Below are 11,900 nucleotides of genomic sequence, written 5' to 3' on the forward strand. Positions count from 1 at the left end.
AAAATTTTACGTTTGTAAAAAACACCAGAAATATTCTCGGTTTAACAAAGATGTTTAGAGGAAAATAAAATCAAAAAAAGTTCAGTTTTTTATTTACATTTCAAGCTCGAAAACCACTTCCTGACAAAGGGTTTTATTTTGTGTATTGATGTGAAGAAGTTCTCGAGAAGATTTATTCCTATCTGTTCTGAAAACGAGAGAGAAACTGTTGTTTTTAAAATTTTTTGAAAGAACAGCAGCACTTTTAATCCATAAAGGGACAGATATTTCAGCAAAGTGCATTAGATATTATAAGTAAGAAGAGTTGCATTATCACTTTGAAAATGGGGGGAAAATTTTGCTAATAAAAAAACTTATAAATGGATTCAATGTTTTTATTGGAGTTTTGTATGTAACATGGGGATTTTTATTTTCCTCTTTCGGAGAAGCTGAAACAACAGCAGGGCTTCCCTCTTTTTTTGGTTCACATGAACATTTTCTACAACCTGATACGAAAAATATAATTCGTTTGCGTTTTGTAACAACATTTGATTTTCCTCCTTTTAACTTCCTTGACAAAACAGGGTATCTTGCAGGCTATAATATCGATTTATTGCGTGCTATTTGCGCAAAATTAAACCTTGAAAAAGTCTGTGAGGTAGAAGTTGTTCCTTGGCAAGAACTTATCGATCACGTCAAAGATGGTGGTGCAGAAGTCATTATTGCTGGTTTGAAAGAAACAATGAAAACACGTAAAGATCTTTTTTTTACAAGGTCTTATTTGCGTTTTCCAGCTCGATTTGTTGCATCAAAATTTATCGCGTCTCAACTTATGAATTTTGATGGGCTAATAAGCGATCAACTAACACATTTAAACAGTGGATTATTATTTAACAGTGCTCACGAAAAGTTGTTCCATAGTTATTTCCCTAAAGCCAAATGGCAAGGATTTAAAGACAGAGCAGAGCTTTATCAGGCGCTCCAGGATCATAAAATTGATCTTATTTTTGATGATGGCTTTGCTTTATCATTATGGCTAAATAATCCAAAATCAGCTGATTGCTGTCATTTTGTTGGAGGGGCATATATAGCTCCTCAGTTATTGGGGCAAGGGATGCAGCTTGCTGTTGCCAAAAAGAACGAAAAATTAATTGATGTACTGAATTATGCTCTAAAATCTTTAGAGAATGATGGCAAACTTGCAGAACTTTATCTGCGTTATTTTCCAATTGGTTTTTATTGATGAAAATTTTTCTCAAGAATGTACTGTTAATCTTTCGGTACCCAATCGGTAAGAAATAGCTTCCGCGAGATGATGGCGTGATAGGTGGTCGGCTTCTTCGAGATCAGCAATGGTGCGTGCAACTTTAAGAATGCGATGATAGGCGCGTGCAGAAAGGCGCATTTTTTCACTCACATCTCGTAAGAGTTTAGTAGCGTTCTGGTCAGGAACGGCAATTTGTTCGATGATTTTAGCAGGACAATCGCCGTTGGTACGAATATGGTCAAGATCCAATGCTTTAAAACGTTTTTCTTGAATGGCACGACACCGTGCAACACGTTTTGCAACATCACAGCTTTTTTCTGATTGTTCTGGTTGCATAAGATCCATAGCTGTGAGTGCAGGAACATCAATCCGTAAATCAATTCTATCGAGTAAAGGACCAGAAATACGGGATTGATAGTCAATTTGGCAGCGTATGCCTCTTGCACAAACAATGTCTTTTTCTCCTGCCATACCACATCGACAAGGGTTCATCGCGGCGATGAGTTGGAAGCGGGCAGGATAGCTGATATGATGATTCGCACGGGCGATAACGCATTCTCCACTCTCTAAGGGTTGACGAAGAGAATCGAGGACTTGCGGAGGAAATTCCGGCAATTCATCGAGAAATAAAACACCATTATGCGCCAGTGAAACTTCTCCTGGTCGTCCTTTAAGGCCACCACCGACCATTGCAGCCATGGAAGCAGAATGATGCGGAGCACGAAACGGACAATGGCGTGAAATGCTATTATGAACTGTCTCTCCTGTGATAGAAGCAATCAGAGAAACATCTAAAAGTTCACGACTATCAAGAGGGGGCAAAAGAGAAGGTAAGCGTTGAGCTAACATAGATTTTCCTGCGCCAGGAGGGCCGACAAACAAGAGATTATGCCGCCCAGCGGCGCAAACTTCTAATGCGCGTTTGGCCGTTTTTTGTCCTTTAATTTCGCAAAGATCTGGAAGATCGGTTTGAATTGTATATTGGCGTGGTTGTGGACGTTTTTGAATTTGGGTTCCTTTAAAATGATTGACCATGGTAAGAAGCGTTTCGGGAGCAAGAATATTCATCTCTTCATGAGCCCATGCTGCTTCAGGTCCACATGAATGGGGACAGATCAGTCCTTTATCGAGTGCTAAAGCTGTCATTGCGGCTGGTAAAACGCCATTGACAGCTGTGATAGAACCATCCAATGATAATTCGCCTAGGATAACGTAATCTTGTGCGACTTCAGGAGGAAGAATCCCCATAGCAAGCATTAAGCCTACAGCAATTGGCAAATCGTAATGTGATCCTTCTTTAGGTAAATCAGCTGGTGCAAGGTTAATAGTCACACGTTTGTTAGGCAGTGAAAGTCCACAAGCGTGAAGAGATGCCTGCACCCGTTCACGGCTTTCAGCGATTGCTTTATCCGCTAATCCAACAATGGCCATTCCTATTTTACCAGGGGAAATCATGACCTGTACATCAACAGGCACTGCTTCTAGACCGCAAAAAGCAACAGTTGTAACACGCGCGATCATCAGTTTATTTTCCCCCTTTCAGCTTAGCAGAGACAAGCATATCTCTCCATAAAAATCAAGCAGACTCTATGGTTTTTGGAGTGAAGAGATCTATATACCTGTGAAAGCTTTTTAGTGTAATTGTGAAAAATAATTTGCACAAATTTAACCATGATTACATGCGGTTAAATAAAACATTTATAATGCGTTAAGTGAATATGGTAGGAAAAAAGCAGCAAGGCTGTTTGTGTTGCATAGCAATGCTGAATTTTTAAATATTAAGAGAAGGAAAAGCTATGCTTTAAAAGCAAAGAATGTGATTAAACATGTGAAATATCTAGAACAAGGTATATTTATCTTTTTTGTTTGACGCTATTTATAGTACAAGATGATGTGAAGTGTATTGAAGGTATCTGATTTGATGGTATATCAGGTGGGCGTTTTTTTTAAATCAGGGACCATACGCAATCTATTGATAGGTCTATGCTTCGCTTGTGCTTTTCCACAACCACTTGCGGCGTTTGAACTGTTTGGTATTCCTCTTTTTGGTCAAAAGAAAGCAAATTCCTCTTCGTATAATGGCAACGCTACGGAGAAATTTTATAAAGTTGATGTTGTTGCACCACAGGGAGCACCATCAGAAGGGATTAAAATCGTTAAAGCTGTATCTTCTCTTGTTGCTGATCAAGATAAAGCATTTAATTCTTCTGGTTTATTAGCAAAAGCGCGTTCAGATTATCGGACAATTCTCTCTGCTCTTTATGCTGATGGGCGTTATGGTGGTGTTATTAGTATTCAGATTAATGGGTTAGAAGTTGCTGATTTAAGTCCGGTAACTCAGCTTCCCAGACAATCTCATATTGTTATTACGATTGATGCTGGCCCCCAATATGTTTTTAGTACCGCAAGCGTTGATAAAGTTGCTCCATTTGTAAAATATAAAACCAAGAGAATGCCTAAAATTGAAAAATTGGGTTATAAAGTTGGGACTATTGCCAAATCTGAAACCATTTTAAAAGCGGAACGATGGGCGATTGAAGGGTGGCGTCGACAAGGTTATGCTAAGGCTCAAGTTATGAAGAGTGAGGTCGTTGCTGATCATGCTACCCATCTCATTGATGCGCAGATTACTGTTGATCCTGGACAAGAAGCTTATTATGGCCCTTTACGGGTGCGTAATATTAGTAAGAAGCCAAGTGTAGACTCAGCCTATATTGCATGGATGACGGGGTTGAAAGAAGGTCAAAAATACGACTCTGATGCATTAGCCAAGGCGAATGAAAGACTTACACGACTTAATGTTTTTCGTGCTATGAATATACGTGAAGCGGATACAATAAATCCTGATGGTAGTTTACCGCTTACACTTGTCTTAGAAGAACGTAAACCACGTCGTTTTGGTGTGGGTGGTAGCTATTCAACATTAGATGGTACTGGTTTTGAAGCTTATTGGATGCATAACAATCTTTTTGGTCACGCGGAACATCTTAAAATGGAGACGAAAATAAGCGGTATTGGCAGAAAAAAAGAAAAATCATATAATCTAAAGAATTTTGATTATCTTCTTGGCGGTATCTTTATAAAGCCTGGTATATTCACTCCTGATACAGACTTGAGGTCAGAACTGAAAATACAGCAAGAGGTTCTAGATAATTACACAACAAAAGCCATCAAAGGGAAGTTGGGCCTAACGCATATCTTTAATGGAAATCTATCGGGACAAGTTGCTGTAGAAGTTTCCAATGGTTATTCACGCGATATCTATTTTGGGAGCCGTAATTTTACAATGATAGGCTTACCAACTAGTTTGATTTACGATAGTCGTAATAATAAGCTCAATGCGACAAAAGGTTTGTACGGTGAAGTGTTTATTGAACCTTTTTATGAAATACGTTCGCACAATTTTGTAACAAAAATGACTGTAGAAGGTCGTTCTTACTGGGCACTAGATGAAAAAGAACGTTTTGTTTTTGCCGCACGAGCAAAGCTTGGTACAATTCTGGGGAGTGATACAGCACACGTTCCTTCGGATACGCTCTTTTTTGCTGGAGGTGGGGGGTCTGTCCGTGGTTATGCTTATCGCAATATTGGGATCAAAATAGATAATGACGCTGTTGTTGGTGGGCGATCACTTGTTGAGGGTACAACAGAGTTACGTTTTTCTTTAAATGATAAGATAGGGCTTGTTAGTTTTCTTGATGGAGGATTGGTGGGGGAAAAGGCGCGATTTGATTTTTCTCAAAAGATTAAATGGGGAGTCGGTATTGGAGGTCGTTATATGACAAGTCTTGGGCCTTTGCGCGTTGATTTAGCTTTTCCTCTTAAGAGAGAAAAAGGCGATCCTCGCATCGGTTTTTATGTGGGAATAGGACAAGCATTTTAATGAAAAAAACTGTACGTTTATCGGCTTTCTTATTTGGATTTTTATTTTTTTTGCTCAGTGTTCTTGTTTTTGCGCAAAGAGGCAATTCATCCGCTAGAGAAATAACAGAGGATAATCGCTCATGGTTTATTTCTTTGATTGAACGCAGGCTTTCAGCGCCTAATCGTCAAGTTCGGTTTCATAATGTGCGAGGAGCACTGTCTTCTCAAACATCAATTGATACGATTACTGTGAGTGATAAAAAAGGTGTATGGCTTAAAATTACCAATGCTAAAATGGATTGGAACCGCTTATCGTTGCTGAGGGGGCGCATGGATATTAACCAGCTTTCTCTGGAAAAGATTACAGTTTTACGAAAACCACAAGGCAATTCTTCTTTCATGTCTTCTCTGGAAGTGAAGAAGTTTTCTTTACCAAAATTGCCCCTTGCCATTTCTATCGATACGTTTACCGCTCAACATGTGATGTTTGAACAGGAGCTTTATGATTTTTTTGCTGATATATCCTTAAAAGGGAGCCTCACTTTAGCCAATGGTGTTTTTGATGCTGATTTGGCAGCGCGTCGTCTAGATGCACAGGGATCTTTTTCCATTTTAACGAAAATATCCAAGAGCAATCGTACAGCAAAAATTGATATTTCTGCTGATGAACCGCAAAATGGTATTTTGGTGAATGTTTTTAAAATTGAAGAGCGTCCGGCATTAAATTTTACCATTAAAGGGGACGGTACGTTTGATGATTTGCCTATCAAACTTTCTTTAAAAGTTGATCACCATCCTATTTTAAAGGGTGATGTGATGCTTGCAAGTGTTGCAGAAGAGCACAGTCTTTCTACTAAACTCGTGGGCACGCTTAGCTCTTTAATGTCCCCTCAATATCGGAGTCTTTTTGCATCTGATGTCACGTTAAAAGCAGAGGCAAGAATGACAGAAAAAGGCGTGACACACCTTGATCATATGGTGATTGAGGGTAAAGCGATGAATGTTGTGGCCAATGCTGTAATAACAGCAGATGGATTTTTGCGGCGCCTTTTTATTGATGGCAAAATGGCTCTTGATAAGGAAAATGGAGCGATGCGTTTAACAACATCAGAAGGACTGATGCATGCTGATAATCTTGCTTTGAATATTGACTATGGTCGTGAGGGGCAACAATCGTGGAATGGTCAGCTTGTTTTACATCATTTGCGCAATAAAAATATTCATATTAATGATGCACTTTTTGTTATGGGGGGAGTGAGCGAGAATCTTGATAATCCAGCTTCTCGTCACGTCGGCATTCAGGTTAAGGGAACGCTTCGAGGAATTGAAAACAGTAAAGGCACGCGGATAGAGGGTCTCGGACAAACAGTTGATGTACATCTAGATACAGATATTGTTTCTCGAAATCCCGTTTTGATTCATGATTTTAGTGTTACGGGTCAGGGTTTTTCTGCTTGGTTAAAAGGGAAAATAGATCACTTTGTTTTTAAAGGTGATCTTGGTTTAAAAGCACAAACACTCGTTCCTTTCAGCGTATTGAGTAAACAGCCGCTCTCTGGGAGTGCAGATATTAAAGCCAAGGGAAAGATCGGCTTGATCGATGGTATTTTTGATCTGGAATTATCAGGGATGGCCGATAATATGCAAATAGGCACAGACTTTTTCAATCGTTTATTGAAAGGAAAAATGACCCTTTCAGGTGGTATTGCCCACAACAAGATAGGTTTAATGTTACGTCATTTGGATTTGAAAAATCAATATGCAAGCATAAAGGCAGATGGTCATTTTTCAAGTGAGAACGCTAAGATGGATTTGTCTGCTCAAATATCTGATCTCACCAGAGTGGATCCAAGAATAAAGGGTACGCTCACAATTCATAGTACTGCGAGAGGGCGCAATAATCTTATAAAATTTAGCACACAGGCTCACGTTACTGAAGCGTTTTTAATGGGGGAAAAACTTCAAAAGACAACGCTCACGATGCAAACGTTCATGGATAATACATTATCGGTCCCTTCTTTAACAGGTTCGATAAAGGGTGAAGGAACTTTTGCTAAGAAGCCATTATCTTTATCTGTTTCTTTTAAGGATTCTAATCACATTCGAAAACTTGAAAATATCGACATTAAAGGGGGAAGCGCAAAAATAACAGGTAATCTTTCTCAAACAGAAGGTTTGGTGAAAGGCGTTATGCATATTGATGCTGATGATATTTCAGATCTTGCTGCGTTATTTTTGCAGGAAGGCAGTGGAAAGGTAAAAGGAGACTTTATTTTTGATGAACAAAATGGCAAACAAAAAGCGAATTTAAAGGCGCATATTAGCCGTTTAAGTTTTGCAAAAAATAAAATTAAAAAATTGGAAGTCAAAGCAGATATATTTGATCCTTTTGGCAGGGCACAGCTTGAAGGTTTTATCAATGCAGAGCATGTCCAAACGCCTTTGATGATGGTTAATCATTTAAATGCTCAGGCCAATAGAAAGAATGGGCAAACAGCATTTACTGTTCAAGCGATGTTGCATAATAACACAAATGCACAGCTTTCTGGACGTATGACTATAGTAGGACTTCCAGAAGGTATAAAACGAGAAGTGCAGATTGAAACGATAGATGTGAAACAATCCAATCTTCACATGACATTACCTCAATCGGCTACAGTCATTTTTGATAAAGACGGAATGACGGTAAATGAATTAGAGATTGCGGTCAATGGGGGTAAGATTAAGCTTGCAGGCAATGTTCAAGAGACTGTTAATCTGCAGCTTGCAATGAATGCACTTCCTGTTGCTTTAGTTAATCTATGGAAATCTAATCTTGGAGCGGCTGGTACTGTAACAGGGCAAGTGATGATTCGAGGTCATTTAAAAAAACCTGATATAACTTACGATATCAAAGGTGAAGGGCTGACAACCCTTGCTCTTCAAGATAAGAAAATCATGCCTTTTATGCTTACGGCTACAGGTAAAACAATAGATGAAAATCTGAATTTGAATGCAAATTTAACAGGGGAGGGAGTACAAGCACAAGCTAAGGGAAGTATATCTTTAGAGAAGAACAAACTTGATCTGCATGTGAATTTGCAAGATTTGTCTGCACATGTCGTTAATAGTTTTATTGAAAAGCAAGCGCTTGAAGGAACGATTATAGGCAAGGCCGATATTGGTGGAACAATAAAGGATCCATCTGCTGATTTTGAACTTTCTAGTCAAAGCTTTACCGCTATGACGCATAAAGGACCTCTGTTGATTAATATGCATGCTCGTGGTTCTTACAAAAAATCGATTGTTCATATTGAGAATGTGCAAGCCACAGGAGATAAAGGACTCGATCTTTCCATTAATGGGCCTGTTTCTTTAAAGGGTTCAGCAACTAAATTGAACGTTAAGGGAACAATGCCGCTTGCTTTTATAGATTTTTTGTTAGCTAAACGTGGTGCACATGTAACCGGTACAGCGAGAATTGATACAACTCTACAAGGAATATTATCACAACCACAATTGCTAGGAAATTTTTCTGTAGCCAATGGTAGTTTTTTTGATTCAAAAACAAACTTGGGATTGAACAATATCACAATTGAGGGCAAACTAAATGGCGACCATATTCTTCTAGAAAAAGCGTTAGCTTCTTCTTCGGACGGAGGAAAATTATCCGTTTCAGGCCGTATCTCTAATGATCTACAACCAGATTTGATATTTGATCTTGATCATGCCAATTATAACGATGGTTCGATGGTTTTTGCAACATTGTCAGGAAAGATGACAATGACGGGTCATTTTTTAGATAATCTTATTATTGGTGGTGATATCACAGTTGAAAAAGCTGAAGTTTTGGTTCCTGATCATTTTCAAAATGCAAAGTTTCTTGATATTAAAAATAAGAATTTAACAAAATCGATTAAAAAAACACTTGAACGTGCTGAAGTTAAAAGCTCTGGGCAAAGCCGTGATGCTTCTCAAGAATCTTCTTCTGTTATGCTGTTAAATATGCGGATTAATGCGCGCAATCAATTTTTTGTACGTGGGCGAGGGTTAGACACTGAACTGGGAGGACGTATCAATATAGCGGGTCCATTAAATGATGTTCATCCTGTTGGTGAATTTCAGATGATTCGTGGGCGTTTTGATATTCTTTCACAGCGTCTCAATTTCGATCAGGGACAAGCGAGTTTTAGTGGAAATCTTAATCCTACCGTTTATTTTGTGGCAAACAAAAACAGTGGTGATATTCGTGTCACTGTTACTGTAAGCGGAACAATTGATGATATTGATGTTCATTTTTCTTCACAACCTAATTTGCCGCAAGATGAAGTTTTGGCGCGTTTAATTTTCAATCGCTCTCTTAGCGAATTATCGCCATTTCAGATTGCACAGCTTGCGGCAGCAGCAGCGGAACTTGCTGGTGCTTCTAATACATCCTTATTGAACACTCTACGCTCTAAAATTGGTCTTGATGATCTTGATGTGATCGTTGATGAAAAGGGCAATACGGGCTTACGCGTTGGACGCTATATACACAACAACATTTATTTAGGCTTTGAGGCGGGATCAGGTGGAAGGACAAAAGGAACAATTAATTTGGATATTTCACGTCATCTCAAAGCTAAAGGTGCGGTAGGGAATGAAAAGAATTCTAGCATTGGTATATTTTATGAAAAAGACTATTAGAAATTGAAACTCTGAAGTCCAATTGCTTAAGTTTTTTCTACCTTATTCCCTAAATTATAGGAAGTTTGAAGCGTAAACCAAAATTCTATAAAAGAAATTTTTATCGAATCATGAGAAGATGTATCTGAAGCGTTTGATTTTTTTACCACGTTTTCTGATGAAGGAGAGCCTATCATTGAGAGCAGCATGTCTTTGTTCTAAATAATCAGTACGACGATAGGCACGCTCTACTTTACCCCCGATCGTATGACCTAGAATGGTTTCTGCTACCTCAAAAGGAGCATCCGTTGTTTCTGCGAGTCAATCGCGTAAACTAGAGCGAAAACCATGCGGATAAACTTCAAGTCCAGTTTTTTTCATATAATGTAACATGCACCAAACAGAAAGGGGACCATGACCTGATGCAGAAAAAAAGAAATCATTACGAGACATTAAGCGCGCTTGTTTCAAAATTTCTAATGCTTCAGATGATAAAGGCACGCGAAATTCTGTTGTAGCATTACGCCTTCCTTTCATATTTTCAGCAGGAATAATCCATATATTCCCATCAATCTGATCTTTATGAATATGACACAAGTAATTGCTACGAACACCTGTCAAAATAAGCAAACGCAAAGCCAATTGTGTTAGAGTTTGTGTTTTGCAAAGTGTTTTATAAAAATCCGGAACACTTCTCCAATCCATTGCTGGTCTATTCGTAGCTTTATGACGTTGTTTGCCTAACAAGGCTTTTGCTTTTTCTGTCACTTGTAAATCAACATCCAATCCCATTGCAGCAGCATGTTTGAGATAGAAATTAAGGCGGTTTAGTGCTTTATAGGCAGTCCCAGCTTTTGTGTGTCAGATGGGAGCAAGCGTATTGCGTATATCTGTTTGGGTAATTTCTGAAACCGGTATACAATCTAATTTAGGAAGAATATGAAGTTTTAAAGGTGAAAACCACTCAGCATTTTTACCATCTTCTTTTAATTCAGCTTTACGGTTTTCAAAAGCATCGAGAGCAATATCTTTTAAATAATGGAGATTGCGCATTGCTTCACGCTTTTGTTTATCGCGTTCTTTAATGGGGTCACGACCCTCACGAAGAACAAAACGCCATTGGGTTGTACATTCACGGGTTTTTTTTAAAGAGATATCTTTTAAGGCACCGATGCCCATCTTACGACGCCGCCCGTGGATGATATATCGATAAATCCTCTGAGCACCACCATCTTTACGCTCATGAAGGTGCAAACCGGCACCATCACCAGCCCCAAATGTTGCGATAACCCTTGTTATTTAGACGATTCACTAAAGGCCATTTTTGCTCCTTTCTTTAGAGTTTTCTACCCACATGATAACCCCGCTTATGATGTGCAGAAACATCTTTTTGATTGATTGAACATAAGAGGATTTGAGATGAGAGAATCTTACAATATTCTTGTCTCTCATTCAACATGCAAAATGATGAATTATCGTTATAAATCAATGTATTGTAGTGCTACTAATGTGTATATCTTGCACATCTCTGGTTGTTTTAATCTTATTTTATGATGTTGCTTATGAATAAATGGTAGAATACAAGATCTATGCGTTACCACTTTTTTTTACAATCATAAGCTAGTGGCTAGCGTCATTATTCTATTTGTCAGCCTACAATGTAAAAATGCCTAGATTTATAGAAATAACTCATCATTTTGCATGTTGAATGAGAGACACGAATATCCTAGGATTCTTTCATTTAAAACCTGCTTATGTTGAAACAATCAAAATCATCCTCTTGTACATCACAAGTGAAATTATCGCGTGGATAAAAACACGAGAAGAAAGGCATAAAAATGTCTTAATGGATCGTCTGAATGTAAGGGTTATCGCAACATTTGGGGCTGGTGATGGTGCCAGCTTAACGACTATTATTATCTTGAGACAATTCATGAGAGTCATATTTATTTCTTCTTAAACGCTTTTGGGTTCTCTTATGATTTGCAATGAGGGCATCTTTACGGTGTTGGTTTTCTCGTTCAATAGAAAGAAAAATCCATTGTAAATGAATATGTTTTTTTATTTAAGCGATAAGGGATGGCAAGTAGTTACATACCTTTTCCTTCTCTTAGCACTTCTTCACATATTGAGCTTTTCTCATAAC

General features: G+C 38.4%; 4 protein-coding genes and 1 pseudogene. 3 read left to right on the forward strand and 2 right to left on the reverse strand.

Translation table 11 applies throughout. The annotated features are described in order from the left end of the window. Positions 1–337 precede the first annotated feature (337 nt). Positions 338–1,222: an ABC transporter substrate-binding protein gene (locus tag NMK50_RS10025; protein ID WP_254770341.1), complete on the forward strand. Its 885-nt coding sequence runs from the start codon at positions 338–340 to the stop codon at positions 1,220–1,222. A gap of 12 nt (positions 1,223–1,234) precedes the next feature. Here the strand turns inward: NMK50_RS10025 and NMK50_RS10030 are convergent, their stop codons facing one another. Continuing rightward, positions 1,235–2,767, reverse strand: a complete 1,533-nt coding sequence (locus NMK50_RS10030) for a YifB family Mg chelatase-like AAA ATPase (RefSeq protein ID WP_254770342.1) — start codon at positions 2,765–2,767, stop codon at positions 1,235–1,237. Between the two features lie 400 nt (positions 2,768–3,167). On the opposite strand from NMK50_RS10030, the gene NMK50_RS10035 reads away from it, so the two are divergent. Continuing rightward, positions 3,168–5,129 (forward strand): autotransporter assembly complex protein TamA, encoded by a 1,962-nt coding sequence (locus tag NMK50_RS10035; RefSeq protein WP_254770343.1) that lies wholly within the window; start codon positions 3,168–3,170, stop codon positions 5,127–5,129. Next, positions 5,129–9,775, forward strand: coding sequence for a translocation/assembly module TamB domain-containing protein (locus NMK50_RS10040; protein ID WP_254770344.1), 4,647 nt, complete (start codon positions 5,129–5,131; stop codon positions 9,773–9,775). The genes NMK50_RS10035 and NMK50_RS10040 overlap by 1 nt, the downstream gene beginning before the upstream one ends. Positions 9,776–9,883: 108 nt before the next feature. Here NMK50_RS10040 and NMK50_RS10045 read toward each other — a convergent pair. Next, a pseudogene (locus tag NMK50_RS10045) lies at positions 9,884–11,066 on the reverse strand (tyrosine-type recombinase/integrase). Positions 11,067–11,900: the final 834 nt, after the last annotated feature.

The organism is Bartonella harrusi, from assembly GCF_024297065.1.
Classification (GTDB): Bacteria; Pseudomonadota; Alphaproteobacteria; order Rhizobiales; family Rhizobiaceae; genus Bartonella; species Bartonella harrusi.